Origin of the sequence: Pontibacter sp. HSC-36F09, assembly GCF_024171605.1 — a bacterium.
In the GTDB taxonomy this organism is placed as follows: Bacteria; Bacteroidota; Bacteroidia; order Cytophagales; family Hymenobacteraceae; genus Pontibacter.
This window is the reverse complement of sequence record NZ_JALKAA010000003.1, coordinates 451,533-477,990: the sequence shown is the minus strand read 5'-3', so window position 1 is coordinate 477,990 and position 26,458 is coordinate 451,533. Positions and strand designations below refer to the sequence as shown.

General features: G+C 51.9%; 21 protein-coding genes. 14 read left to right on the top strand and 7 right to left on the bottom strand.

Annotation, left to right across the window (positions count from 1 at the left end; all coding sequences use genetic code 11):
- The first annotated feature begins 108 nt into the window (after positions 1 to 108).
- Complete coding sequence (locus L1278_RS11940) at positions 109 to 1,503, top strand: MATE family efflux transporter (protein WP_253404486.1); 1,395 nt, start codon at positions 109 to 111, stop codon at positions 1,501 to 1,503.
- Between the two features lie 93 nt (positions 1,504 to 1,596).
- Here L1278_RS11940 and L1278_RS11935 read toward each other — a convergent pair whose 3' ends face one another.
- Positions 1,597 to 2,727, bottom strand: a complete 1,131-nt coding sequence (locus L1278_RS11935) for a hypothetical protein (RefSeq protein ID WP_253404484.1) — start codon at positions 2,725 to 2,727, stop codon at positions 1,597 to 1,599.
- Positions 2,728 to 3,024: 297 nt separating this feature from the next.
- Between L1278_RS11935 and L1278_RS11930 the strand changes: the two genes are divergently transcribed.
- Entirely contained in the window at positions 3,025 to 4,704 is a 1,680-nt protein-coding gene (locus L1278_RS11930) for a mechanosensitive ion channel family protein (RefSeq protein ID WP_253404482.1), read from the top strand.
- Positions 4,705 to 4,721: 17 nt separating this feature from the next.
- Here L1278_RS11930 and arsB read toward each other — a convergent pair whose 3' ends face one another.
- A complete protein-coding gene (gene arsB / locus L1278_RS11925; protein WP_253404480.1) occupies positions 4,722 to 5,765 on the bottom strand; it encodes an ACR3 family arsenite efflux transporter in 1,044 nt (347 codons plus the stop codon).
- A 284-nt stretch (positions 5,766 to 6,049) separates the two neighbouring features.
- Here arsB and L1278_RS11920 point away from each other — a divergent pair, with 284 nt between their 5' ends.
- Positions 6,050 to 6,325, top strand: coding sequence for a hypothetical protein (locus tag L1278_RS11920; protein ID WP_253404478.1), 276 nt, complete (start codon positions 6,050 to 6,052; stop codon positions 6,323 to 6,325).
- Between the two features lie 9 nt (positions 6,326 to 6,334).
- On the opposite strand, the gene L1278_RS11915 is transcribed toward L1278_RS11920, so the two are convergent.
- Complete coding sequence (locus tag L1278_RS11915) at positions 6,335 to 7,033, bottom strand: hypothetical protein (RefSeq protein ID WP_253404476.1); 699 nt, start codon at positions 7,031 to 7,033, stop codon at positions 6,335 to 6,337.
- A gap of 109 nt (positions 7,034 to 7,142) precedes the next feature.
- Positions 7,143 to 8,165 carry an alcohol dehydrogenase catalytic domain-containing protein gene (locus L1278_RS11910; protein WP_253405055.1) on the bottom strand — a complete coding sequence of 341 codons (1,023 nt, stop codon included), beginning with the start codon at positions 8,163 to 8,165 and terminating at the stop codon, positions 7,143 to 7,145.
- A 175-nt stretch (positions 8,166 to 8,340) separates the two neighbouring features.
- On the opposite strand from L1278_RS11910, the gene L1278_RS11905 reads away from it, so the two are divergent.
- The 9 genes from L1278_RS11905 (at position 8,341) to L1278_RS11865 (ending at position 20,087) form a co-directional block, all read left to right on the top strand.
- The gene (locus L1278_RS11905) at positions 8,341 to 8,844 is read left to right on the top strand and encodes a biopolymer transporter ExbD (protein ID WP_253404474.1); all 504 of its coding nucleotides are present in this window, start codon (positions 8,341 to 8,343) and stop codon (positions 8,842 to 8,844) included.
- Between the two features lie 93 nt (positions 8,845 to 8,937).
- Positions 8,938 to 9,510 carry an RNA polymerase sigma factor gene (locus L1278_RS11900; protein ID WP_253404472.1) on the top strand — a complete coding sequence of 191 codons (573 nt, stop codon included), beginning with the start codon at positions 8,938 to 8,940 and terminating at the stop codon, positions 9,508 to 9,510.
- Positions 9,497 to 10,243 (top strand): carboxypeptidase-like regulatory domain-containing protein, encoded by a 747-nt coding sequence (locus tag L1278_RS11895; RefSeq protein WP_253404470.1) that lies wholly within the window; start codon positions 9,497 to 9,499, stop codon positions 10,241 to 10,243. Before L1278_RS11900 ends, L1278_RS11895 begins: the two co-directional genes overlap by 14 nt.
- A 236-nt stretch (positions 10,244 to 10,479) precedes the next feature.
- Positions 10,480 to 12,042, top strand: coding sequence for a GAF domain-containing protein (locus L1278_RS11890; protein ID WP_253404462.1), 1,563 nt, complete (start codon positions 10,480 to 10,482; stop codon positions 12,040 to 12,042).
- Positions 12,043 to 12,076: 34 nt separating this feature from the next.
- On the top strand, positions 12,077 to 16,192 hold the full coding sequence (locus L1278_RS11885; RefSeq protein WP_253404460.1) for a chemotaxis protein CheB: 4,116 nt from the start codon (positions 12,077 to 12,079) through the stop codon (positions 16,190 to 16,192).
- A gap of 34 nt (positions 16,193 to 16,226) precedes the next feature.
- Entirely contained in the window at positions 16,227 to 16,523 is a 297-nt protein-coding gene (locus L1278_RS11880; protein ID WP_253404453.1) for an antibiotic biosynthesis monooxygenase, read from the top strand.
- Positions 16,524 to 16,571: 48 nt separating this feature from the next.
- Positions 16,572 to 17,075, top strand: a complete 504-nt coding sequence (locus tag L1278_RS11875; protein WP_253404452.1) for an ankyrin repeat domain-containing protein — start codon at positions 16,572 to 16,574, stop codon at positions 17,073 to 17,075.
- 34 nt (positions 17,076 to 17,109) lie between these two features.
- Positions 17,110 to 19,650, top strand: a complete 2,541-nt coding sequence (gene hrpB / locus L1278_RS11870) for an ATP-dependent helicase HrpB (protein ID WP_253404444.1) — start codon at positions 17,110 to 17,112, stop codon at positions 19,648 to 19,650.
- 197 nt (positions 19,651 to 19,847) lie between these two features.
- The gene (locus L1278_RS11865; RefSeq protein ID WP_253404442.1) at positions 19,848 to 20,087 is read left to right on the top strand and encodes a hypothetical protein; all 240 of its coding nucleotides are present in this window, start codon (positions 19,848 to 19,850) and stop codon (positions 20,085 to 20,087) included.
- A 538-nt stretch (positions 20,088 to 20,625) separates the two neighbouring features.
- Here L1278_RS11865 and L1278_RS11860 read toward each other — a convergent pair.
- The 3 genes from L1278_RS11860 to L1278_RS11850 all read right to left on the bottom strand — a co-directional run bounded on the left by L1278_RS11860 (position 20,626) and on the right by L1278_RS11850 (position 24,225).
- Positions 20,626 to 22,026 (bottom strand): pitrilysin family protein, encoded by a 1,401-nt coding sequence (locus L1278_RS11860; protein ID WP_253404440.1) that lies wholly within the window; start codon positions 22,024 to 22,026, stop codon positions 20,626 to 20,628.
- Positions 22,027 to 22,031: 5 nt separating this feature from the next.
- Positions 22,032 to 23,486 carry a pitrilysin family protein gene (locus L1278_RS11855; RefSeq protein ID WP_253404438.1) on the bottom strand — a complete coding sequence of 485 codons (1,455 nt, stop codon included), beginning with the start codon at positions 23,484 to 23,486 and terminating at the stop codon, positions 22,032 to 22,034.
- A 181-nt stretch (positions 23,487 to 23,667) separates the two neighbouring features.
- Positions 23,668 to 24,225: a fasciclin domain-containing protein gene (locus tag L1278_RS11850; RefSeq protein ID WP_253404430.1), complete on the bottom strand. Its 558-nt coding sequence runs from the start codon at positions 24,223 to 24,225 to the stop codon at positions 23,668 to 23,670.
- A 102-nt stretch (positions 24,226 to 24,327) separates the two neighbouring features.
- Here L1278_RS11850 and L1278_RS11845 point away from each other — a divergent pair, with 102 nt between their 5' ends.
- Positions 24,328 to 25,941, top strand: coding sequence for a class I SAM-dependent methyltransferase (locus L1278_RS11845; RefSeq protein WP_253404428.1), 1,614 nt, complete (start codon positions 24,328 to 24,330; stop codon positions 25,939 to 25,941).
- Positions 25,942 to 25,950: 9 nt separating this feature from the next.
- Positions 25,951 to 26,400, top strand: a complete 450-nt coding sequence (locus L1278_RS11840; RefSeq protein WP_253404426.1) for an N-acetyltransferase — start codon at positions 25,951 to 25,953, stop codon at positions 26,398 to 26,400.
- Positions 26,401 to 26,458: the final 58 nt, after the last annotated feature.

The window sequence follows — 26,458 nt, the reverse complement described above, 5'->3', positions numbered from 1 at the left end:
TACCTATACCTATACCTATACCTGTGTACGATCCTGCACTTGCCTAGCGCTATACCCTAACCCCACTCCTTCCTTCTCCCGTACCCCTGCTATACCTGATCACCGCATATGAACAACCTGAAAGACTTTCTGCAGCTCGTTTGGTCAGCCGTGAAAGGCAAGGAGCAAGACTTTACGACCTTGGGCATCCGATCGAGTATTGTGCTGCTGGCAGTGCCCATGATCCTGGAGATGATGATGGAGTCGCTCTTCGCCGTGGTCGATATATTCTTTGTCGGAAAGTTGGGGCCTAATGCACTGGCCACGGTCGGCCTCACCGAAACGGTGCTGATGGTGATTTACTCGGTGGGCATGGGCGTGAGCATTGCCGCTACGGCACTGGTTGCACGCCGAATCGGTGAGAAGAACTACCATGAAGCAGGCAACGTGACTTACCAGCTCCTGGTCACGGGTGTGGTGCTAGCCTTGCTCATGGGTCTCCTGGCCACTTGGTTTGCGGCTGATATGCTTACGCTGATGGGCGCTGATGCCGCTCTGCTCGAAACCGGGCTCCGTTATGCGCAGATCATTTTTGCCGGAAACCTGGTTATCATCATGCTTTTCCTGATCAACGGAATTTTCCGGGGAGCCGGTCAGCCGCACCTGGCGATGCGGGCACTCTGGCTCGCCAACGGCGCCAACATCGTGCTGGACCCGCTCCTGATTTTCGGCATCGGCAGCTTCGATGGACTGGGGCTGGAGGGCGCCGCCTGGGCCACCACCATCGGCCGAAGCGTAGGTGTCGTTTACCAGCTTTACCACCTCCTCAATGGCAAGCACCTGCTTAAAGTCGGCCGCGATAACCTGGTCATTAGTCTGGCGATGATCAAGCGTATTCTGGCAGTTTCTTCGGGTGGCATGGGCCAGTACCTGATCGACTCTGCGAGCTGGATCTTCCTGACCCGCATTATCGCGGAGTTTGGCAGCAGCGCCCTGGCCGGCTATACCATTGCTTTTCGCCTGATCGTGTTTGCCCTGCTACCGGCCTGGGGACTCTCTTCAGCGGCGGCCACGCTGGTTGGCCAGAATCTGGGTGCCCGGAAAGCGAAGCGGGCTGAATTGGCTGTATGGCTGACGGCAAAGTATAACGTGATCTTTATGGCGGCCGTCACGCTCCTGTTTCTTTTCTTTGGTGAGTACCTGGCTGCTTTTTTCGCAACAGACAAAGCCGTGATTGCGGTGGCCTCCGAGGCGCTTCGAATCATTACGCTGGGCTACGTCTTTTTCGGGTTGGGTATGGTGATGGTACAGGCCTTTAACGGTGCAGGCGACACCCGCACACCGTCCATTATTAATATCCTGGTGCTCTGGCTGATCGAAATTCCGCTGGCTTATCTGCTATCTAAAATATTCGGATTTGGGGTAACCGGCATCTTCCTCGCCATTGCCTTTTGCCACTCGTTCCATGCGTTGGTCAGTTGGTGGCTTTTCCGGCGCGGCACCTGGAAAGCGGTGAAGGTATAAGGTATAGCCTCATAAACTCACCAAAGGTTTGAAAACAAAAAACAGGTATAGCACGAACGGCTATACCTGTTTTAGTATGGAAAGACAGGCCGGCTAATTTTGCACTAACAAGCCATTGAAATTCGCCACGAAATAAGCGTGTGCCTGCTCCGCAGTCAGGATGTGACCCTGCTTCTGGGCATCAGCAGCCAGACGGAAACCCAGCTCAGCTGCCGCCATACGCTGGATTGGTGTGCCGTGGTGGCCGTCGCTTTTAAATCCACAGTCTCCGATCTCAAAGAACAACTCGTAGAACTGCGCCACACGCTTGCTGTTATAAGTAGCACCGCGCTTGTGGGTCATGTAATAAGCAGCCAGGAAGTCGGCCTCCAGTTCTTTGTAACGCGTGGCCTCAGGCTGACTGGCGAAAGTGCCCGCCGGATACCAGGCATTGTTGTTCTTGAACTGAACCTGGTGCGCCCACTCATGTGCTAGTATACCTGTCCAGACTATGTCCTGCTCTACTCCTGTTTCAGCAAGCATTTGCACCAGCCCATCACCGATCACGATCAGGTTGTTATAAGTTGTTGCAAAACCATCAGCAGCTAAGAAAGGAGACTCCGGCAATTGATTGGAGAAGGTGTTGAAATACAGGATCTGGTCCGCTATGGCATAGGCTTGTTCTCTAGATGTAATGCCAACACCAATTAGCTCGTACACATCGGCCAGTCTTTCTCTGTCGTTCAGGGTAGCAGTGTGCTGCCCATTCAACCGGATCTGGTTTGGCATGTTCCAGAACTTCTCCAGCTCCCGCTTGCGCTTGTTCATCAGGTCGGTGTACTCACCGTTGGCACCAAAGTACTGCGTAGATTCGTCAATCATGGCACTATATTGACCTAAAGTGAGGTACGTATCATAGATCGCCTGGGCATTCGGTCCAAACAAGCCAATCAGGTCATTTGCCAAAGGTGCAAAATATCGGTTCTGAACATCAGCAAATGCTGTTGGACTACAGGTAGAGGGCTCCACGACATTGCTCATCAACGTGCTGCGCAGATTTTCGTGTATCGGTACCTGACCGTCCATTGGCTGTAAGGGCACAAGCTCCGATGCGCTCAGGTTTTTAACAGCAGTGGATTGCAGGGTGCTGCTGGAAGCCAGTCCCATCTCATCCACTTCCTTTTCACAGGAAAAAGTGATAAAAGCGAGGCCCAGGCAAAGTAGAGTAGAAGTTCTTTTGTTCATACTACGCGTAAAAAAGTAGGATTTAGATGATGTAAATTTATAAAAAAGTCAATTTTGATAATATGGCGATAACACATGAAATAGCAGTATTAAAGTTAGCTGTTCTTGTACCGAAACCAAATTTTATGGTCTTAAATATTATTTTTTCAGATTTGGGTGCTACAGGCTATTCGGGTGCTTGAACTTATTTCGTACAACCCGGAACAAACGCAGCCGTTATTGCAGGATGTAACAGAATTTTGTCTGCCAGAATCCGTTAACCTGACAGTTTTAAAGAGCTCCAACACGCCACGCATCATGTCCCTTGCACCAATCCGTCTCCTAAACTCCATAAAGCACAGTAAAATTCCATACCTGTTCTGGCTGGCAGTCTTACTGCTTTTTGCCCTGCCTGGTGTGACGCGTGCGCAGGAAGTAGAAGTAACGGAACAGGATACAGTGGTTGCTGAGGCTCCCACCTGGCCCGAAGACTCCCTGGGAAGACGCACGCCGCGGGGCACCATCTCGGGTTTCATCAAAGCAGTGGCCGACGGAGACTACACAAGAGCTGCTTTCTACCTGAACCTGGCAAGCCCCAACGACACGATACAGGACGGCGCCGCCATGGCACAGGCGCTGCAACGTATGCTGGATCAGCGTAGCAAAACCCTCCCCCGCTCCTGGATCAGCAATCTACCGGAGGGCGACCTCGAAGACAACCTACCCCAAAACCTGGAACGCATCGGTACGGCTACCGTGGATGAGCGCAACGTTGACATCCTCCTCGAAAAAACGGAGGGACCAGCGGGCGGCCCAATCTGGCTGATAGCAGCCGAAACATTAAGCAAGGTGCCCCTGCAGGAAGAAGTTCCCGCCGAAACCGTAGTTGAGAAAACGTTGCCTGACTTTCTGGAAGAAAACCGCTGGGGAGGCGCACCGGCAGGCCATTGGCTGGGCTTGCTGCTGATCGGCATTGTATCCTATCTCCTCGCCTGGGGTATCATTTCAGGATTGATTTATCTGATAGGTTACATTTGGCGCAAAACCCGCAACGAGCCGACTTATGGTTTTATCAGCGCCTTCTCGTTGCCGGTGCGACTCTACCTGGCCGCCGTCCTGTTGGTATACCTGAGCCAGCGACTGGGCATTTCGTTTGTGTTGCGGCAGCAATTCAGTGAGCTAACCATCATCATAGGCCTGATAGCAGTGTTGCTGCTGCTCTGGCGCCTGGTGGATGTGATCACAAGTTTTAGTAAGCGCCGCCTGGTGGATCGCCACAACATGGCGGGCATCTCCATTGTACTTTTCCTGCAACGCGGCGCCAAGATTGCACTGGTCATTTTCGGTGTTATTTTCATTCTCAGCACCCTGGGATTCGACGTGACCACAGGTTTGGCCGCACTAGGTATAGGCGGTATTGCGTTGGCGCTGGGTGCCCAGAAAACGGTGGAGAACTTTGTCGGAAGCGTTACGCTTATTGCCGACCAGCCCATCCGGGTGGGCGATTATTGCAAGGTAGGCGACACGAGCGGCACGGTAGAGCAGATCGGGATGCGTTCCACCAGGCTGCGCACCACCGAACGCACCATAGTCACGATTCCAAACGGGGATTTTTCTTCGCAGAAAATCGAGAACTTCGCCCATCGCGACCGCTTCCTGTTCAGCCCTACCCTTCGACTGCGCTATGACACCACGCCGCCTCAGATACAAGCCGTGTTACGCTCCCTGCGGGAAACACTCTCCGGACATCCTAAAATAGAAAAAACCAGTGCACGCGTTCGCCTCATCGAAATTACGGCTGATGCCCTGAAAGTCGAGGTGTTTTCTTACATTCTGACCAGCGACTTCAACGAACACTTAGAAATTAAGGAAGGACTCCTCATTACGATGATGGATGCGGTCAATAGCAAAGGCAAAGGCTTTGCACTGCCTGTTCAGCAACTGCTCGTTAGTAATAATGGTGCAGGTATAGAAGAGAAAAAAGAAACTTCCCCGTGAAAGCAGATTAATAAAGTCTAATACTTGTTTTTGTTCGCGAAAGCCACCAGCGAGAGCATGATCGGTACTTCTACAAGCACGCCCACCACGCATACCAGCGCAGCCGGACTGTCAAGGCCGAAAAGCGCGATGGACACCGCTACAGCCAGCTCAAAAAAATTACTGGCCCCCACCATAGCCGCCGGCGCGCAAACCGCATACCCCAGCCTGAGCTTACGACCACTGTACCAAGCCAGGAAAAAGATGAAGTAGGTCTGCAGTATGAGCGGAATGGAAATAAAGATGATGATGAGCGGATTGCTGAGAATGTTCACGCCCTGGAAGGCGAAAAGCAGGATCAGGGTGAGCAACAGAGCTAGCACACTCATAGGCTTGAGCCGGGGCAGGAACTCTCTCGTAAACCAGTCCTCTCCTTTCGATCTGATCAGGGTACGGCTCGTCAGTAAACCTGCCACCAATGGTACCACCACATAAATAACAATGCTCAGAAACAGCGTATCGTAGGGTACCGTTACATCCGTAATGCCTAACAAAAGGCCCACGATCGGCACGAAGGCCACTAGGATGATCAGGTCATTGACAGATACCTGCATGAGAGTATAATTCGGGTCGCCGTCACTCAGGTATGACCACACAAATACCATAGCCGTGCAGGGCGCTGCCCCCAGAATGATGGCACCTGCTATGTACTCGCCGGCCTGCTCTGGCGTGATGAAGGCGGAGTATAGGTTGGAAAAGAAAAGCCAGGCAAAAAAAGCCATGGTAAAAGGTTTGATCAGCCAGTTCACGATCACGGTAAGTACGATACCAGTTGGCTTGCGACCGATGCGCTGGAGGCTAGTGAAGTCGATCTGCAACATCATCGGGTAGATCATCAGCCAGATCAGGATGGCAATGGGAATATTCACCTGGTATACCTCCATCTGGCTGAGCACCTCCATCTGGTCTCCGGCCACATAACCGATCAGGGTGCCGCCCACAATACAGAGGATCACCCAGATGGTGAGGTATTTTTCAAAAAAGGCAATCTGCTTTTTGGGTTGTTGGGTTGGTTGTGCCATGCTGCTGTCCGTTCAGGTATACACATCGTAAAATTACGATAATAAAATCAACTGCAAAAATTATTTAGCAGCTTTTCAAGCCTGATAGAAAGTACAGCTATATGGTACCTATCGATGATTGAGTAGGGAAGTTTGAAACAATTAGGAAACGGGCTCCGGTTTTTGAGAAAAATCGCTTTAATTAAAGAAATCAAATTTTCAGATATAGGAGCTTATTGCTGATCGCGCGCTCCTTTAGCTGCTGGTTTGCTTTCTTTAAATGACAACTTTTAGCCGAAGTTTCCATGATCATCACCTCTATTCTCACTTTCATTGGCCTGCTGGGTACGCTAGCCATTGTAGCCTACTTGCGTCAGGTGGAAGACGCGATTGACGAAATGCAGGAACAGTTCGAAGTGCCCGTCTGCCCGATTTGCCACATCCCCCACCCGCCGGAGCAGAATGAACGGATGCATACTGGTCAACTGCGCCGCCTCAGCAATTATTACAAACGTCGCAAGACTGCCTCCAAAGGTATCGCTAGTGCACGACAGATCACGCAACAAAAAGTAACTGCCTAAGGATGGGCCCTATACCTCAGCTGAGAGCTCTTTTGCAGTGTACTTGATGTTATTGCGGAAGAGCTGGCTGAAGATAGCCTGGAAAAGTGGTGTGGGAACGTGCTCTTCGTCAAGCTGTAGCGTGGCCAGCAGGCGCATGACCTCCTGCAGTTTTACCAGCTTGCCGGGTTCGTTCATGTGGTTGAGTTCTTCCTTGCCGAACAGGAAAGTATTGGCCAACCGATCGTCGGTACGCTCAATGTAATCCATTACCTCGTATACCCTTGCGGAGAGTTCGGACAGCATGGTGTCGTTAATTACGCGATCGAATTTCCAGAGGTAGGGCACGATGGGCGCCCCAAGCTGCTGACTCCGCTCGATATCAGAAAGCCGCTTGTAGAGCACAAGCGCCAGTACCAGGTTGTTACAGCAATCCTTACATTGGACAAGCTCCCGGAATAGGGCAATTGCCTGCTGCACGGTCCGGAAAACGTTCTCCACGATCTGCTGCTCTTCTTTCTGCCAGTTATTCATGTGCACCAGGTCATCGGAGATGATAAAGCACCCCGGATTCTGGTAAACTGCCTCTTCCACAGCCTGAACCATGGCCTGGAAACCGGCGGAAGCTTTCAGCAAGCGGTTGAAGCAAATGAAGTAGGCGATCTGGTGGGTGGTCATGGGCACTTGCCGAAAGCGAAGTGTCGTTTTGATGGCTTCAGGAATATTCATAATGGAGGCCCATTAAAGGTCAACGAATTTACCCAGCATACAGGTATAAATCAAATATAACAACTTCATATTCAGGTATTCAATACCCAGAAGTGGGTATTTTTGAAGCTTATACTGTCACCACCACTTTGCCCACAGTTTTGCCCTGCTGAAACAGGCAGATGGCCGCGTGCATGTCGTCGAACGCAAATGTATGCCCCACATGCTGCGGTGCCAGTTGCAAGGCCTGCAATCCCTGCAGTAATTCGTGCATCATGTCGGTCTGCTCGTAGAGGTAGATCAGGTTAAAGCCCATAAGCGACTTATTTTCGGTGGGCAGCCTGAGCGGGTCAATCTTGGGGCGGCGCAGGTATTTCCAGAACAGGCGCGGGTAATTCGGCTTGCTGCCATGGCTGCTGAAAGAGGCATTGCCGTAGACCACCATGCGCCCCATCGGCGCAAGTGCCTGCCAGCCCTGCTCAAGTATGCGTCCGCCGATGCACTCCATGATCAAGTTGAGAGGGCGGCCGTGCAGACTGTGCATGAGTTTGTCATAGAAGTCACTGTCCCGCAAAATCACATCGCCGTAGCGCTCATGCTTTCGAAGAAAATCCACCTTGTCAGGCCGGCCCACGGTGCCGATGGTATAAGCCCCCAGTTTCTGGCAGATGCGGTTGGCCAGTATCCCCACCCCACCGGCCGCGCTGTGGATGAGCACGTTCATGCCTGGCTTCAGGTTACCAAGTTCGGTAAGGGCGTAATAGGCCGTCAGCCCCTGCACCAGAAAACCGGCGCCTTCCTCAAAGCTCCAGCTCCCGGGTAGCGGCAACACATAGCGGTGGTGGCTGTTGATGTGCGTAACGTAACCACCGAACTTGGTGGCGCCCATCACCCGGTCCCCGATCTGCCAGTTGCCAGCCTCCTCTCCCACAGCCACGATCTCGCCCGCAAACTCCAACCCAGGTATAAACGAGCCGCTTGGGGTGGCACTGTACAGACCCTGCATGGCAAAGATGTCAGCAAAGTTGAGCCCGATGGCCAGCACCTGCACGCACACCTCATCCGGGCCGGGTGACTCAAGTGATTCCTTTCGCAGCTCCAGGTTGCGGATTGAGCCCGCCTTTGTCATGCGGTATACCTGTCGTTCGAACATTGCCAAGGTTTAGTTAAAGATGTACTAGTCCTGCTTACGACAAACAGCTGCTGCAGTATGGTTATAGAAAAAAATGGAAAGGCGGTGTGGAATCCGGGGCTTTGCTGCATCTACTATATAAATGCAGCAGAATGCCTGTCTGCATCGTCAACCCTAAACGGAAAGGAGCCGCATCATGGCACAGGTACAGGAAAAACAGAACCCGGCAAAAGGCAGTAGAAAACGCGCACGCAACAAAGGCTTTCACCTGGACATGACGCCTATGGTGGACCTTGCCTCCCTGCTGATGACATTCTTCATGCTTACCACTACGTTTGCCAAACTCCAGACCATGGAGATCAACATGCCTACCGCACAAGGCCCTGACACGCCTATACCTGGCAAAAATGCCCTGAACATTGTGCTAGACGAGGCAGACAAGGTATACTACTTTTTCGGCTACCCGGGCGATGCCCCCGAAGTAAGGCAAACGGATCTTTCCACCACTGGCCTTCGCCAGGTACTGTTGGCCGAGCAGGTGAAAAGCAATCCGGATATGGTGGTGCTGGTGAAAGCAACAAAAAGCTCTCGTTTCAAAAACCTGGTGGACGCACTCGACGAGCTCAAGATAACTGACACCCGCAAATATGCCCTGGTGGAGCTTCGCGAAGAAGACAAAGCTTTACTGGCCACCCGGTAAGCAAAAGCCCTGCTTCGTGAATTCCTTCCTAATAAGTCATGGTGCATTCAACAATATTTACTTTATTGAATATACATTAAGCCTTCACCCGCTATGTTTTTAAAGTTCTTCTCGAAATCCCTTTCCACTGATGACCTGGAGCTGGTACGGCAATACCGCCGGACCGGTGACCTGGACGTGATCGGGAAACTCTTCGAGCGGCACACGGAGATGGTATACCTGATCTGCCTGCGCTACCTCGGGGAGGAAGAAGAAAGCAAAGATGCCACCATGCAGGTTTTTGAGCAGCTGATCGTGGCCCTGAAGCGGCATGAGGTGAGCAACTTTAAATCTTGGCTGCACTCACTCACCAAAAACCACTGCCTGCAACTGCTGCGCACCAACCGCCTGAAAGAAAAAGTGAGCCAGGCCTTGCCCCGCGAGCAGCACACCATGCAGCAAGGCGAAACACAGCAGGCCGACCTCGACTGGCAAGCGCTCGAACATGGCCTCGTACACCTCCCTGCCGAGCAACGCACCTGCATCGAGCTGTTTTACCTGCAGCAGAAAAGCTACCGCGAGATAGAAGAGATAACCGGCTGCGACCTTAAACAGGTGAAGAGTTACATACAGAACGGGCGCCGTAACCTTAAAATTTACATTGAAAAAAACCATGCGCAACGATAAAATACAAATAAGCGAATGGGGACTGGAGGAACACCCCTCCACAGAACTGCTGCGGCAATACGAGGAAGGTTCGCTGCCGCCGGCTACCAATTACGAACTCGAGAAGCACCTGCTCGACTGCGAGATGTGCGAGGATATACTGACGGGCATGTCGCTCGCTGACCGGGACCGGACAAACCAGGCCCGCTACCGCATCTGGCAGCGCGTGCGCACCCGCCTGCGTCGCAAACATCGTCCCAGAACAATCCTTAGCCTGGCCGACTGGCGTGTGGCATTGGGCGTGCTGATGATGTTCAGTTCGCTGGGCCTTATCCTGTTTTACGCTTACACACGCACATCCGATCAGGAAAAAGCAGCCATACATGCGGCCGAAATACTGCCCCCTAGTCCGGAAGAATTGCTGGCCCGCACGATCGATGCTGCGCTGGTGCTTGACATTCCAGCTCCGCCTGTCAGTAAAAGCACCCTTGACAACGACGGTCAGAGAGTCCCATCCGAATTTAGTCTGCAAGGGCAGGTGCTGGATGCAAACGGACAAGGTATAGCACACGCTACCATTCAGGTGCAGGGCAGTCCCTGGCAAACTATGAGCGACGACAAGGGTTATTTCAAACTCTCGCTCACAGAAGGCAGCCATACCTTACTTGTCAGCAGTCTTGGCTTTGCTCCGCAGACCTTTAGTATAGAAAGTCCAGACAAAACACTGCAACTGCACATGGAAAACAAGAGGTAGTTCCACAAAAAAGATGCGTAACAAAGCATGTCTCTTTTTGCTTTTCCCCAGCGTCAAAATCACACATGATCGGCTTTACGATGTAACCCTAGGCGTCAAAATTCAGTACTTTCATCAAGATTTTAGGGTAAAAACACTTAATTTACACCCTGATGCCCTTTGCCAGAAGAATATAGACTCCAAGATTGCTTAGATTCATGTTCCTCTACCATCCCTGGCAGAGGTCTTGGCATACTATGGAAAATAAAACATCTGCGCTGCTAAACGGTGGCGAAAAAAACTACGATTCTGACTTCTGCGGGAGCATTCCGCTACACCAGATTAACCTGATACAACCTCACGGCCTGCTGCTGGTTCTTGACAATTCGTTACACATCAGACAGGTAAGTGAAAACAGTGTTGCCCTACTTGGTCTTGCGCCCGATACGATTCTGGAACAACCACTTTCCGCTTTCGTGCCCGAAAAAGAGCTGGCTGACCTGCAGCTGAAACTCACACGGGAACAGGAGTCTGAACTGGACCAGGTGGACATCCCCTTCTCGCTGACCTTCGGAACAGGAGAAAGCAGCAAAGTGTTTACGGCCACCGTGCATCCGGAAGCAGAGCAGATCCTGATTGAAATGGAGCCGGCCCAGCGTGAGGATGACAAATCTTTCCTGACTTTTTTTCAGCAGATCAAATACATCACATCGCGCATCAAACAAGCCGACAGCACCGAGGCGATCGCGCAGATCGTAGCCGATGAGTTTAAGCTGTTTACAGGCTTTGACCGGGTGCTCGTTTACCGCTTCGACCAGCAGTGGAACGGTACCGTGATCGGCCAGGCCAAAACGGAGGACATGAGTGATCTGCTGGGGCTTCGGTTCCCCGCATCTGATGTGCCTAAGCAGGCCCGCGACCTCTACTTCAAAAATCCCTACCGCCTTATACCTGCCCGCGACTACGAACCGGTACGCCTCCACCCTATCCTGAACCCCATTACACGGCGCTTTACCGACCTGACCAGCTGCAACTTGCGCAGCGTAGCAGGCGTGCACCTGGAGTACATGGGTAACATGGGCATTTCGGCGTCTATGTCGGTGCCGCTTATTATGGAAGGCAAATTGTGGGGATTAATCTCCTGCCACCACAAAACCCCGAAAAACCCCAGCTACCAGGAGCGCACTGCTATGGAACTGCTGTCCACGATCGCGGCAGTACGGCTGGGCGCTTATGAAAAGGAGCAGCTCGCCACGATGCAAGCGCACATGCGCGGACAGCACGCCACGATGCTGGAGCAGCTCTTCAACCATGATTTTTTTGCCGAGGCACTTCTGCACGGTAAGCCAAACCTGGTAGAACTGTTGTCGCTTGGTGGTGCGGCTGTGCTGTATGAAGGTAATGTTCACACAGTGGGCAACACCCCGCCTGTTCCAAAACTAAAAGAACTTGCTTCCTGGCTGCGGCGCAACAGCTCCGACAAAACATACGTAACCAACTCGCTCCCACAGGCCTATCCGAACAGCAAAGACTACAAGGACGAGGCAAGCGGTTTGCTGGCGCTGCCCATAAACCCTGACCAGGGAGAATACATCCTGTGTTTCCGGGGAGAAGTGCTACGCACCGTCAACTGGAGCGGTAATCCTGATCAGGCCATCCGGATGGAACCGGACGGAAAGAGCTATCATCCGCGCAACTCGTTTGCGCTTTACCAGCAAACCGTGCAGCTGACCTCTCACCCTTGGAAACAGGAAGAGCTGGAAGCTGCCGAAGCGCTGCGCAGTGCTGTGCTTAGCAAGATCATCCGCGAGAAGTACTAAGTAAAAGAATTACCTTTATTACGGCTAACACAGCATGTTGCAGCAAGCAGACAATAAGCAGGAGCAAAAAATAATACCGAAGCCTGCCGATCATTACCTGATTGGCATAGGCGCCTCTGCAGGAGGCCTGGAAGCTATTCACAAGCTTTTCGACCATTTTCCTGGAAACTCCAGCTTCTCTTTCGTGATCATCCAGCACCTTTCGCCTGATCACAAAAGCCTGATGGCCGAGTTGTTGTCCAAGCATACCAGCATGCAGGTGCGCGAAGCAGAAGATAATACGTTTACAAGGCCCAATTGCGTATATGTACTGCCTAGTGGCAAGCAGCTGAGCCTGCAGAACGGACGATTGCGCCTGACCGAAAAGCCCCGCAATCGGGAGCCCAACTTTGCAGTAGACACCTTTTTTGAGTCGTTGGCCGTGGACCGCGGTCCATATGCCATTGGCGTGGTGTTATCGGGCACTGGTACGGATGGCAGCAAAGGAGTGCGTGCTATTAAAGAGGCAGGTGGATTGGTGGTGGTGCAGGACCCGGAAAGCGCAAAATTCGACGGTATGCCCCGCAGCGCCATCGACACGGGTAAAGTAGACTTTGTGCTGCCGCCGGATCAGATTCCGCACGAGATTATGGAATACACGCGTCGCACCCCGCTCGTCAAGAATATCATCCAGAACAGTAAGCAACAGGAAAAGCCAATCGATGATGAGGCCGTGCTGAAAGAAATCCTGGACCTGGTGTGCAGCCACACCCAGGTTGACTTCACGCATTACAAAAAGCCCACGCTGAATCGCCGCATCCAGAAGCGGATGCAAACCCTCAAACTGAACAGTCTGCAGGAGTACCTGGACTACCTGCACGCTAATCCGGCTGAGATCAAAATCCTCTGCCAGGAATTTTTCATCAATGTAACCAGCTTCTTCCGCGACCCGGAGGCGTTTCGTCTGCTGGAAACAAAGGTGATTCCGGATATTCTGAAATCAAAAGAAGAAGGCGAACAAATAAAAATATGGATAGCGGCCTGTAGCACAGGCGAGGAAGCCTATTCACTGGCCATCCTTTTCCAGGAGGCTTCCCATAAACTGGGTCGCCCCCTGGATGTCAAACTCTTTGCGACCGACGTAGACCAGCAGGCCCTGCGGAAAGCTTCAAAGGGAGCCTACCCTGCCGCTACCATCCGTAAGCAGGTATCAGAAGCGCGGCTGCAACGTTTCTTTCAGCAGACAGGTACCAAATACATCGTAAGTGATGAGATACGCAAGATGGTGATTTTTGCACAGCACGATTTGCAGAAGGATCCGCCTTTCAGCAAGATCGACCTGATCACCTGTCGGAATATGCTCATCTACCTCAACCCGAGCCTGCAGCATAAAGTACTCTCGCTGTTTCCTTATGCTCTGAACATGGGCGGCTACCTGATGCTCGGCCCCAGCGAGCACATCGGGGATATGCAGGAATACTTTGAGGAAGAAAATCGCAAATGGAATATTTTCCGAAAAGTGAAAGACCGCAGTAGCCTGCAACGCAGCTATGGCGTTACCGACTACCATACCAACAGCATGCAGCAAAGCCAGGCTAGCCAGTTTAAGACCACGCAGCTGAACCGCTATAACGAGGCATTTATGGATGCCCTGGCAGAGGACTTTAAAGTGACCGCTCTTTACGTGGACGCAAACTATCAACTGCTGCACGGCATTGGCGACATCAACCGCTTCCTCAAGTTTCCGGATAAGCGCCTGCACTTCAACCTCATCAAAATGGTGCCGGAAGAACTGGCCGTTGTACTCAGTGTGAGCATCCGCAAAGCCCTTAAGACCAAGCGAAGTGTGGTAGGCCGGCAGGTAGCCGTGAAGTTCGGCAAGAAAGAGCGCCTGATCCATACCTCTGTGCGCCCGGTGACGCTCGAAAAAGGCCAGCCGCCGCTTATCCTGGTCTTGCTGCAGGAAATGGGCGAAGTGAGTCCGCAGCCGAGATTAAGTGAGACGCCACACCTCTCAGACGCCGACTATTACCAACAGCTGACGACGCTGGAATCTGATCTGCGCGAGACACGCGAAAGCCTGCAGATGACCGTGCAGGACCTTAGCACGGCCAATGAAGAACTGCAGTCGAGCAACGAAGAACTGATGTCGAGCAACGAGGAACTGCAAAGCTCGAACGAGGAAATGCAGTCGCTCAACGAAGAACTGCACACGGTTAACTCCGAGCATCAGCTCAAAATAAAGGAACTGCAGGAACTCAACGAAGACCTGGACAACTACTTCCGCAGCTCCAATGTGGGGCAAATCTTTGTAGACCACAGCCTGGAAGTCCGCAAGTACACCCCTTCCGTAGAGCAGATCATGAACATCATTGGGGGCGATATCGGGCGACCGGTATACCACCTGTCGCACAAACTTAAGTACGACCGCCTGTTTGACGATGTACGCCAGGTAAACAATACCTCGCAGGAAATAGAGCAGGAAGTAGAGACCGAGAATGGGCGCTATTACCTGATGCGCATCATCCCCTACCTGAAGCGGGACGGCAACAAAGACGGGGTCGTGATCAGCTTTGTGGATGTCACCACCCTTAAAACACTGAGCAGTGTGGTACAGGGTGTGCTCGACAGTTCGCTTAGCAGCATCATGGCCATGCAGGCCGTGCGCGACAACAAAGAGCAGATCAAGGACTTCAATTGGACCCTGCTCAACAAAAAGGCAGAGGAAATGCTTGGTGAGTCGAGCGCCAACCTGATGCATGGAAGTGTGACAGCGACCATACCTCATTTGCGTGACACCGGGCTATTCCGGAAGTTTTGCCAGGTAGTGGAAACTGGCAAACCACTGCATATTGAGCAATTACTCATTTTAAATGAGCAGAAAGCCTGGTACGAGATTGCCGCCGTGAAAATGGGTACCGGCATAGCCGTTACCATGGCTAACATTAATGACAAAAAAAACAGCGAGGATCAGACATTAGAAGCCTACGAGGAACTCAAGAAGGCAGAAGAAAATTTAACCGTACTCAACAATCAGCTGGAACGCCTGGTGCAGGATCGTACCCGTGAGCTGGCAGAAAGCGAAGAACGGTTCAGGCTGGTGGCCATGGCTACCAACGACGTGGTTTGGGACTGGAACCTGGCAACCAACGAGATCTGGTGGAGTGATGGTCTCTTTAAAATGCTTGGCTTCGACGAACAGGAGATGTCGGGTGGACTGGAAGGCTGGTTCTCAAAACTGCACCCCGATGACAGGAAGGGAGTGGAGCGAAGCGTGAATGATGCCATCAACAACGGTAGAAAGCAGTGGAACGCCGAATACCGCATACAGCACAAAGGGGGCAGTTATACCTATGTTTCAAACAGGGCCTACATTCTGTATAATGAGTACAGCATGCCCTACCGGATGATCGGCTCATTTATAGACCTTTCGGACCTGAAACTGGCACAGGAGGAACTGCAGCAAACCAACGAGCACCTGATGCGCGTGATCGACGACCTGGACACCTTCGTGTACACGGCCTCGCACGACCTGAAGTCGCCTATCGCGAACATAGAAGGACTGATGCTGGTGCTGGAAGAACAGATACAGGAAGCGGAACCACTACCAGGCGAGCCGACAGATCCGCTCTTTGTCATGATCAAAGACTCTATCAAACGTTTCAAAAATGTGATCCGCGACCTGACGGATATCGCTAAAGTGCAGCGCGACGTGGATGGCGAGTCAGAACCACTCCAGATCGAAGCAGTCTACAACACGATTTACGAAGGCTTGCGGGAAGAGGCAGCGCGTAAACAGGCGGTGATCGAAACTGACTTCTCGGAGGCACCCAATATCAGTTTCTCTAAAAAGAACCTGCACAGTATCCTGTACAATCTGATGAGCAACGCACTGAAGTACAGTTCTCCGGAACGCATACCGTATGTCAAGATCAAAAGCAGCTACAAAGGGAAAAAACTCGTGTTGAGCATAGAAGACAATGGACTCGGTATCAGTAAAGAAAGCCAGGGTAAGATGTTTACGCTCTTCAAACGCTTCCACTCCCACGTAGACGGCACTGGCATGGGGCTTTATATTGTAAAGCGCATCATGGACAACTCAGGCGGGCAGGTGCACGTCAAAAGCGAACCAAACAAAGGAACCACCTTCACCCTCACTTTTCAGCAGTAAGAAGGCGGGCAATCCATCAAATTTAAAACGAACTATGTATATAGCCATGAGCCAGTTTGAGGTTGCCAACGGAATGGCAGCCGATGTGAAGGAAGCATTTGTAAACCGACCGCACATGGTCGACCACGAGAAGGGCTTTCTGGGCATGAAGGTTTTCACTCCGCAGGAAAACGAAAATGAGTTTTGGGTGATGACCACCTGGACCGACGAAATTAGTTACAGGGAATGGTACAAAGAACACATGAAGGCCTCACACGAAGGTATACCGAAAGGTCTGAAGCTGGTACCCGGCAGCCTAAAAGTGCGTTTTTTTGACATGGTGAGTGACTAAATCAGTTTTTTATCGTAGGTAAGGCAAAGACCAAAAGCCCTTATCCCGATGACTTTTTCCTCTACAAGACCCGTTGACATTCTGTTCGACGCTGCCCGGCGCGGCGATCTCCCCCTCCTCAAACAACTGATTGACGAAGGCGTTGATGTAAACGAACAGGGTCCGCGCGGTTTTACGCCCCTGATCATTGCGACCTACAACAACCAGCCCGTGGCAGCCCGCATGCTGCTGGAAGCGGGTGCTGATGTAAACGCCCAGGACTTGGCCGGGAATACCGCCCTTATGGGTCAGTGCTTCAATGGTTATGAAGGTATAGCCGAGCTCCTGCTGGAATACGGCGCTAATCTTAACCTGCAGAACGGCAGTGGTGGCACTGCCCTGATGTTTGCCACCATGTACGGCCGTACCAACATGGTCAGGTTTATGCTCGAAAACGGTGCCAACCGGGAATTGCGCGACATTCGCGGCCTGACAGCCCAGCAAATGGCTGCCCAGGTCGGCAACGAAGAAGCTCTCAAACTTTTCGAAGCTTCTACAGAAAGCACCACCTGATAAGTTTAACTTATTTTTCGGAAATTGCGGCGACATGTCGTACGCCCTTTCTATACCTGAATTGCCGGAGCTCCCCGTAAAGGAAGCCCTCCCCAGCCTGTTGCAGGCACTTGCTGCCACCAATCGTGCTGTGCTGGAAGCCCCCCCGGGAGCAGGTAAAACGACACTGGTACCACTGGCCTTATTACAAGCCGACTGGATGCAGGGTGGTAAGGTATTGGTGCTCGAGCCCAGGCGACTGGCGACCCGTGCCGCTGCGCAGCGGATGGCTGACCTGATGCAGGAGCCGCTCGGCCAGACCGTGGGCTACTGGGTGCGCATGGAGCATGTCGTATCCTCCCGCACCCGTGTGGAGGTCGTGACGGAAGGCATCCTCACCCGCATGCTGCAGGAGGACCCCGCCCTGGAAGGTATTTCCGCTATCCTTTTCGATGAGTTCCATGAACGCAGCTTGCAGGCCGACCTTGGCCTGGCAATAGCGCTGGACGCACAGGCCGTCCTGCGCCCCGACCTCCGCATTGTGATCATGAGCGCCACCCTCGACGCAACAGGTATAGGCAAGTGGCTGCAGGCCCCCGTTATCCGGAGCGATGGCCGCCTCTACCCTGTCGAAACCCACTACCTGACCCCAGCTGAGATTGCCGCATCCGGTACACGGCCCGCTGAGCGTCTGCAGCAGCTTGTGCCCAAAGCCATTTTCAGAGCGCTGCGCGAAGAGCCTGCCGGGGACGTGTTGGTTTTTCTGCCAGGTATGGGCGAGATGCGCCGGGTAGCTGAACAGATGGAAAGTAGATTGCCAAGCGATGTAGAACTGCACCTGTTGCATGGTGACCTCGCACTTAGCCGGCAGATGGCAGCCATCCAGCCATCCCCCGCCGGTAACCGAAAAATAGTACTTGCTACCAGCATTGCCGAAACCAGCTTAACCATAGAAGGCGTTAAAATTGTCGTGGACGGCGGCTATGCCCGAGTGCCGCGCTTTATGCCCCGCACCGGACTCACTACACTGGTCACCACACCTGTATCCAGAGCAGCCGCTGACCAGCGTCGCGGTCGAGCCGGACGATTGGGTACCGGTGTCTGCTACCGGCTTTGGTCCAATGCCGATCAGTTGCAACTGCCCGAGCGGCAGGACCCTGAAATCTGTGAGGCTGACCTATCGGGTTTGGCGCTGGAGCTGGCGTTGTGGGGCGTGAAAGACGTAACCACCCTGCAGTGGCTGGACGCACCGCCTGCTGCAGCCCTTTCCCTGGCACGTGACCTTCTTTTGCGACTGGAAGCAATTGACAGTATGGGTCAGGCTACAGCCCACGGAAAGGCCATCGCCTCTATGGGACTCACGCCCCGTCTCGGGCATCTGGTGATCCGGGGCCACGAACTCGGACTAACCGAAACGGCCTGCACGTTGGCCGCACTGCTAGCTGAGCGCGACATCATCCGGGCGCAACAGCCGTTCAGTACGCCACTGCCAGATCTGGCGTTGCGATTAGAATTACTGGCGGGCAAGCGCCCTCCCATGCCCGGCTTCGTGCGCGACGATAACGCCATACGGCGCGTGCAGGAACAGGCCCAGCACCTGCGGCAGCGACTTCGTGCGCCTAAAGGAACGATCGAAGTGCATGCTGCCGGTCTCCTCACCGCTCTGGCCTACCCCGACCGGCTGGCGCAGCGCGAGAGCACGGGCAAGGTACGGCTGATCGCAGGGCAGATTGCCTCACTTCCTACTGAGTTATTCTCTGAAGCGAACTACTATGGTATCGCCCACCTCGATGCGGGGCAACACCCACGCATTCTGTTGGCTGCACCGCTAAGCAAAGACGAAGTGCTTGAATACTTCGACGCACAACTCATACAAACCGAGGAGGTTCGCTGGGATGATGCCGGCGGGCGTGTGCAGGCCCGACGCATTGTCAAGTTGGGAGCGCTGGTACTAGAAGAAAAGCTGACACAACCTGATCCGGAGCAGCTGGCAGCAGCGCTCATGAAGGCCTTGCAGGACAAAGGTATAGCACGCCTCCCATGGTCTGACGAAGCAGTTCGAACCCGCCAGCGGATCACATTTTTACAACAGATTGCACCAGTTGAATGGCCGGATGTCTCAGACGAGGCGCTGGAAAAGACCATAGGACAATGGCTCCTTCCGCACCTGGCAGGCCTGCGCAGTATGGAACAGGTCAGCCGGCTCGATCTAAATATGATATTGCTATCTATGCTAACCTGGGAACAGCAGCAGGAACTGGACAAGCTGGCTCCTACGCATCTGCAGGTACCCAGTGGTTCCCGCATTGCGCTGGACTATACTAACCCCACTACCCCCGTACTCGCCGTGCGCCTGCAAGAGGTCTTCGGGCTGCTCGACACCCCCCGGATTGCGGCAGGTAAGGTCCCGCTGCTCATGCACTTGTTATCTCCCGCTTCACGCCCCGTACAGGTAACCCGTGACCTGCGTAGTTTTTGGAATACCGGTTATTTTGAGGTCAGAAAAGACCTGCGCGGGCGCTACTCCAAGCATCATTGGCCAGAAGATCCGCTGAGTGCCATACCTACACGCAGCATAAAAAGGAAAGGTAGCTAATTTGTACAAGCTTAAATCCTGAAACGGGCGGGAACATTGAGAGTTCTGCTTTAAATAGAACATTATCAAGAACATGCAAACTAAAACATACTGAATAACAACCTTTTACACCGGCAATACCGTACAATTAATCAACATATGTTCTGCTTTACTAAAAGGCGAACATTGTATTATAACAAAGTTAAAACTATAAGACCATGAAAAAGATATTATATACAGGTTTCGGTATGCTGTTTGGCACTATGGCTTTGGTAGCCTGCGATAACACAGACAGAACTGGTACTACAGCCAGCGATACTGAAAAAGTAGTTGATCGGGATTCTGTTGCTACCGAGTACGAAGTAACAGAAACTGTTGTGGATTATGACACCACCACGAATACTAAAAAGGTGGATGTTGATGACAATAATGACGATAACAACCGGGACAACAACTAAAATTAAAATATTTTTTGGGTAAACGTAACCCGACCTAAAATACCGCCGTATAAAAGAACGGCTAAAAGTTGAAAAGTTAATTGTTACAGACTAATCTTTTCAATATAGAAGAGCTCCTTTTCGAAGGAGCTCTTCTTTTTTTGTCCAATTTATAACGACTTCTTATAATTCTCCCAATTTCTCCGATAGCTGAATTCGGTCTAAACAATTTAGGAACTACTCTGAAATGTATGTTTTCTAAGAGCTGGATCTCGTTAATGACTGCTTAAAGCCTTCATCAGCACTATCTACTGGTAAGCCTGGCCTACTCATAAATGAAAAATAAAAAATAATTTCAAAAGATGTGTAACCTCTGCAAAACTGCTACCGTATAAATGAATGGCTAAAAGTTGAAAAGTTAATTGTTATAAAAACTAATCTTTTCAATAGAGAACGGACTCCTGATAAAGGAGTCCGTTCTTATTTTGTAATTACCACACACAAAAAAGGGCGCCCGGCTATGGTCCGGGCGCCCTTTTTTGTGTAAAAGACTGCCTAATCAAAGCGCATTCTTTTTCAATTCTGCCTGAAACTTCTTCAGTTGTGGTTCAATCACTTTCTTATCCCCCACTACCACCAGGGTCATGTTCTTCGGTGCCATGTACTTTTGGGTGGTTTGTTGCACCTGCTGCGGGGTGATCGCGTGAATATTCTGTACCTGGTTTTCCAGGAAAGAATCTGGCAAACCATGCAACTTCAGAAAATTAAGCTGCGACACAATGCCCCAGGGGGAAGAATTACGCAGAACGAATAGTCCCGCTTCGTAGTTCTTGATACCCTCCAGTTCTTCCGGAGAAGGTGCTTCCGTACTTAAGCGGTTTATTTCATGCAGTATCTCGCGAAGTGAGTTACCTGTGTGCTCGGTGGTCACGTCGGCTACCTGCGCCCAGTCCCCTACCCGGTAGCGGGCAGCCAGTGTGCTGTAAGGTGAGTAGGTATAGCCCTTGTCTTCGCGGATGTTGCGGGTGATGCGGGAACCAAAGGAACCACCCAGCAGGGAGTTTGTCACACGCAGCGCCATATAATCGGGATGGGAAGGATCCACCACTGGCAGACCAAAAACAATGGTCGACTGCGGGGCTCCCGGCCTATCGATGACTATCATCTCACTTTTAGTGACTGGCTTCGCAATGGTGATCTGAGGGGCTGCCCCTTTTCGCCAATCGCCTAGCTGACTGGTAAGTGCGTCCTTCATGGCTCCCTGGTCAAACTTACCGGCTACGTATACCGTGGTGCGGTCGGCACCGAACTGCTGCTCGTAAAACTGTTGCACTTGCTCCCTGGTAAAGCCATCAATCATTTTATCAGTCGGGAAATCACGGCCATAGGGGTGGTTGGGATAGAGCGCCCCTCTAAATTTCGATTGTGCGATAGCGCCCGGTTGCTGACGCAGTAGATTGTTCTGGCGCTTGAAGTCATTCTTTATACGCGCCATCTCGGACTCTGGGAAAGCCGGGTTTTTGAGCAGATCCGCCATGATCCCGACCAGCTCCGGGCCATACTCCGACAGTGCTGAACCGGAGATAAATGTCTCGTTAGGACCGACGCTCACCGACACCGAACCACCCAATCGGGCAACCTCCTGGGCAAGCTGCGTAGCATTACGTGTCGCGGTGCCTTCCTGCATCAGGTTGCCTACAATATCGGCCAGACCGTTTTGCTGGGCAGTTTCGTGTACGTTTCCTACCTGTACCACCATACTGACCACCACCTTCGGTACATCGCCGTAAGGCACCAATACAGCAGACATGCCGTTATTCAGGTCAAATTCCTGCTTGGCGGGCAATTTAAAATCCTTTGGATGGCCCCCTTCGGGTGGCGTTTGCTTTTGAGCCATCGCCATACCTGCCGACAGGGTCAGGATAGCACTCAAGGCAATTGTGAAGATATTTCTATTCATGGCGCTTAGCTTTTTGCGAGTGGGTTAACAACAAGAACAGTGCGGTTGGTCGGACGCAGGTACTCCTCGATGGTCTTGCGGAGCAGCTCTGGTGTCACTTTCCGGAACTCTGACTCCAGGCGGTTGATACGTGCCGGATCATCGTCGAACAAGGCAAAGGTGGCCAGCAGATCAGCTTTGCCGAAACCTGAGGAGGCGCTTACCTGATCGTAAAGGGAGGAGCGCATCTTCACGATCGCCAGGTCGATCAACTCCTGGTCAATTCCTTCCTGCTGCAGTTTCTGTATCTCCGCGTCCAGTACTTTCACAATTTCATCGGCATTCACGTTCTGGTCATGTATCAAGCTGCCCATCCAGAGCATAGGTCCGTTGTAATTGAACATATTGCCTAAATAGGCGTTGATGCCTCCGTCTACACTAGCGGTATAACCCCGCTCCTGCACCAGCGCTTGGTATAGTCGGCTATCATTGCCCTGCAGCAGGATCTGGTCAAGCAAGCCCATGGCGTAGTACTCCGGAGAGTTGCGTTCCGGCATGTGATAGGCAAAAGCTAGGGCCGGTCGGTTGGCCAGTTTGTCGTCTTTGGTAAAGCGCTGCTCTTTTTCCTGCCGCGGTTCGGTCAGGTCTACTGGCTCCGGCAACTTAACCGAAGGTATAGCACTGAAGTACTGCTGCACCCAGTTTTTGGCATCGCCCGTCTCGAAATCACCCACTATTACCAACACCGCATTGTTTGGAGAGTAAAAAGTGTCGAAAAATGACTGCACATCCACCAGCGTGGCTGCATCCAGGTCTTTGAGGTCGCCATAAAAGTTATGTGCGTTGTACCAGTTCTTGTTGGCATACTGCGGCATGTCTAGCCAGGGGAAGCCACCGTAGGGCTGGTTGAGCACGTTCACTTTCACCTCGTTTTTCACCACACCCTGCTGGTTGGTCAGGTTTTCCTGTGTGATGTTGAGTCCCTTCATGCGGTCAGCCTCCGCCCAGAGCATGGTTTCCAACTTATGAGCCGGTACGATCTCAAAGTAGTTGGTGAAGTCAAAACGGGTAGAGCCATTCAGAATGCCACCGTTTTTCTGAATGAGTTGAATAAACTCCATCTTGCCCAGGTTATCAGAGCCCTGGAACATCATGTGCTCAAACAGGTGAGCGAAGCCAGTGCGGTCTTTCGGCTCGTTTCGAAAACCGATATTATAGTACACAGCGATGGTGGCGATCGGGGCTGTTTTGTCTTGGGACAGTACAACCTTCAAACCATTGTCCAGGGTATAATAGTCCACTGGAATCTGATAGGCCGATTCGGTCGTTGTATTCTCCGTGGTTACGGGGGCACTCTCCGCGGTTGCCGTGGTGGTGTCGGGAGACTGGGTCGTGGTCCGCTGGCCGCAGGCACTCCAACTGAGCAGCAATGCCAGGGCGCCCCATCTCACATAGTTTTGAAAAGGTGTGTGATTCATCATGCGCTGATTTTAAAGTGGAAACTCGGGTAAGCCTTAATTCAGAACATAGTACGTAAACAAACTAAAATATATTCTAAAAAATATGTTAAAGTTTAAAATCAGCCTTATGCTATATAAAAAAAAGCCTGTACATAAATCTCTTATGCACAGGCTTTGTATTCTTGCAAAGCGATAAATTTCTTTATTCCGGCAACAAGACCTGGTCTATTACGTGAATGATACCGTTTGATGCAGGTATAGAAGCAATGATCTTGACGCCATTGACAGTTGGCTGATCACCTTCCAGACCGAGTTTCACGCGGCCTCCGTTTACCTGCCCAAGTGTCATGTCGTTGTCAAAACGCTCAGCTGGTATAACGCCCACATATACATGGTACTGCAGGATGTTACGTAATTTGCTGCGATTCTCTGGTTTCAGGAGGTCGTCTACTGTACCAGCCGGCAGTTTATCAAAAGCGGCATTGGTAGGCGCAAATACCGTGAAAGGGCCTGCATTGGAGAGCGCATCCACTAGCCCGCCTGCTTTAACGGCAGCTACCAGCGTAGAGTGATCCTTCGATCCGGCCGCGATCTGCACCACGTTCTGCTGCGACTGGTCATCAGCTACGGCAGACTGTCCTGCGGCTTGTTCGGTTTCTGCTTCAGGGGCTGCTACAGCCGTCTCGGGCTGGCTTTCCGTATTGCACGAGGTCATCAGACCAAAGGCAATAGCTATCAAGGCTACATGTAAACTTTTCATTTTTGTTAGGTGGTTTAGTTTGATGATGTAATATTCCGTAATTTTCAATCATTTAAATATGACAGTGATTAGTCAAAAAGATGATATTAGTTACTATTTAATATGAGAAGCAAAAACGAACTGCGCGAAACTATCTTCCGTCACCTGGATGGTATCGTGACGGCTCCTACGGCCTATAGCCTTCAAAAGCACGGTGTGCTGGATTACATGCTGCAACAGGAGGAAGCGTCCCTTGACGAACTGGTAGCTCAATTTAAGGCCAACGACGGCTACCTAAATGTGGCGCTGCGAGTGCTCTGCTCGCAGGGCTGGCTGGAGCAGGACCTCAATAATGCCACCAACCAGGTCACCTTTCGCATTACTGATCGTGGGAGAATAGCTTTCCCTTTGATATACCTGTATGAGGATGTTGTGAAGCTTATGCAAGTGTCTGGCAACTACCACCCGCGCAAGTTCGAAAAGGAACCCTACCAGCTTTGGGCACAAGTGGCCGACAGGTATAAAGATAGGTATAGCCTGAAAATTTCAGAGAATCCGGAAGAACGTAGTGTGCAGGAGCAGGTTTTAAAGCACATCGAAGGCCTGCTGATGGGACCGACTATTGTGCTGTTGGGCATGAACGGTATGTTTCACAAATACTTCATGGAAAGCCGCTTCAGTCCCGAGGAATTCCACGAAAACCACGAAGACTTCCGTAAGATTCTGGACCTGTTTGCCCACCTGGGTTGGTTCCGGAAGGTGCGCGACCAGTATGAGTATACCGATGAAGGCATTTTCTTTGCAAAGCGAGGCAGCGCGTACGGGGTAACGGTTTCCTACATTCCGACTTTCCGCCAAATGGATGAGCTGCTGTTTGGTAATCCGAACGTACTCTGGAATAAACCCGAAGGAGCGCCTGAACTGCACGTGGACCGCGAAATGAACGTGTGGGGAAGCGGCGGAGCGCACGCTACCTACTTTAATGTTATTGACGAGATCATTATCGAGCTCTTTAACCGGCCCATACACGAGCAGCCCAAAGGTATACTGGACATGGGTTGCGGAAACGGAGCTTTTTTACAGCACATGTTCGAGGTGATCGAGCGGCAGACCGCCCGTGGGAAAATGCTGGACCAGTACCCGCTCTTTCTGGTTGGAGCCGATTACAACCAGGCGGCGCTAAAAGTGACACGGGCCAATCTGATTAAAGCGGACATCTGGGCAAAAGTGATCTGGGGCGATATCGGTCGTCCGGATCTGCTGTCTCAGGACCTGCGCGATAACTACAACATTGATCTGAAAGAACTGCTGAACGTGCGAACCTTCCTCGACCACAACCGCATCTGGGAGCAGCCTGCGCAGCGCAACGAAAATCGCCTGAGCAAGTCGACCGGTTCATTCGCTTTCCGGGGCAAACGCATTCCCAACAACGAAGTAGAAGACAACCTGCTGGAGCACCTCAAAAAATGGACGCCCTATGTGGATAAGTTCGGGTTGCTGACCATGGAACTGCATACCATCCCCCCTGCTTTGGCAGCCGCTAACCTGGGTAAAACAGCAGCCACTGCTTACGATGCAACACATGGATTCTCAGATCAATACATTGTTGAGGTGGAAGTATTCCATAAAGTAGCGGGCGAGGCTGGTCTATACCCTGAGAAAGGTGTCTTCCATCGCTTCCCGGACTCTGATATGGCCACCATCAGCATCAACCTGCTCAAGGGTAGAAATCAATAAGTCTATACTATGTTGACCATCCGCAAAGCCGAACTGAGCGACCTGAAAGGTATAAAAGCAATTGACCAGCTTTTGTTCGGGGCCGACAGTTATCCGCTTTTTGTGCTGCGCCAGCTCTATGATATCTCGGGCGACTACCTGCTGGTAGCAGAAACAGAAAGCGTGGTAGTAGGCTATATGTTGTCGCATCTGGACCATGAAAACAAAAAGGGCTGGCTGCTCTCGCTTGGTGTGCTGCCAACGCACCGGGGCAAGCGCATTGGAGAGAAACTGATGGCTGCTACCATGTCCACAATGGAGTCCCGGGGTGTAACAAACCTATACCTGACCGTGCACCCTGACAATGCCGCCGGCATCAGCATCTATACCCGTCTTGGTTTCAGCGTGCTGGAAGAAGTAACAGATTACTACCTGGATCAAAGTCCGCGGATCTTGATGAGCAGACAAGTGAATCATTAGCTATTATTGTAAGATACTTGGTTAACGGCACCAAAATTGACTGCTAAACTTAAAACGG

Bases quoted from the DNA above. Each gene is read 5' to 3' on its own strand.
- L1278_RS11850 (WP_253404430.1), bottom strand. From the start codon at position 24,225: ATGAAAAGTTTACATGTAGCCTTGATAGCTATTGCCTTTGGTCTGATG.
- L1278_RS11890 (WP_253404462.1), top strand. From the start codon at position 10,480: ATGGAAAATAAAACATCTGCGCTGCTAAACGGTGGCGAAAAAAACTAC.
- L1278_RS11840 (WP_253404426.1), top strand. From the start codon at position 25,951: ATGTTGACCATCCGCAAAGCCGAACTGAGCGACCTGAAAGGTATAAAA.
- L1278_RS11910 (WP_253405055.1), bottom strand. From the start codon at position 8,165: ATGTTCGAACGACAGGTATACCGCATGACAAAGGCGGGCTCAATCCGC.
- L1278_RS11865 (WP_253404442.1), top strand. From the start codon at position 19,848: ATGAAAAAGATATTATATACAGGTTTCGGTATGCTGTTTGGCACTATG.
- L1278_RS11920 (WP_253404478.1), top strand. From the start codon at position 6,050: ATGATCATCACCTCTATTCTCACTTTCATTGGCCTGCTGGGTACGCTA.
- L1278_RS11885 (WP_253404460.1), top strand. From the start codon at position 12,077: ATGTTGCAGCAAGCAGACAATAAGCAGGAGCAAAAAATAATACCGAAG.
- L1278_RS11875 (WP_253404452.1), top strand. From the start codon at position 16,572: ATGACTTTTTCCTCTACAAGACCCGTTGACATTCTGTTCGACGCTGCC.
- L1278_RS11880 (WP_253404453.1), top strand. From the start codon at position 16,227: ATGTATATAGCCATGAGCCAGTTTGAGGTTGCCAACGGAATGGCAGCC.
- L1278_RS11940 (WP_253404486.1), top strand. From the start codon at position 109: ATGAACAACCTGAAAGACTTTCTGCAGCTCGTTTGGTCAGCCGTGAAA.
- L1278_RS11900 (WP_253404472.1), top strand. From the start codon at position 8,938: ATGTTTTTAAAGTTCTTCTCGAAATCCCTTTCCACTGATGACCTGGAG.
- L1278_RS11855 (WP_253404438.1), bottom strand. From the start codon at position 23,486: ATGATGAATCACACACCTTTTCAAAACTATGTGAGATGGGGCGCCCTG.
- arsB (WP_253404480.1), bottom strand. From the start codon at position 5,765: ATGGCACAACCAACCCAACAACCCAAAAAGCAGATTGCCTTTTTTGAA.
- hrpB (WP_253404444.1), top strand. From the start codon at position 17,110: ATGTCGTACGCCCTTTCTATACCTGAATTGCCGGAGCTCCCCGTAAAG.
- L1278_RS11895 (WP_253404470.1), top strand. From the start codon at position 9,497: ATGCGCAACGATAAAATACAAATAAGCGAATGGGGACTGGAGGAACAC.
- L1278_RS11860 (WP_253404440.1), bottom strand. From the start codon at position 22,026: ATGAATAGAAATATCTTCACAATTGCCTTGAGTGCTATCCTGACCCTG.
- L1278_RS11845 (WP_253404428.1), top strand. From the start codon at position 24,328: ATGAGAAGCAAAAACGAACTGCGCGAAACTATCTTCCGTCACCTGGAT.
- L1278_RS11935 (WP_253404484.1), bottom strand. From the start codon at position 2,727: ATGAACAAAAGAACTTCTACTCTACTTTGCCTGGGCCTCGCTTTTATC.
- L1278_RS11930 (WP_253404482.1), top strand. From the start codon at position 3,025: ATGTCCCTTGCACCAATCCGTCTCCTAAACTCCATAAAGCACAGTAAA.
- L1278_RS11915 (WP_253404476.1), bottom strand. From the start codon at position 7,033: ATGAATATTCCTGAAGCCATCAAAACGACACTTCGCTTTCGGCAAGTG.
- L1278_RS11905 (WP_253404474.1), top strand. From the start codon at position 8,341: ATGGCACAGGTACAGGAAAAACAGAACCCGGCAAAAGGCAGTAGAAAA.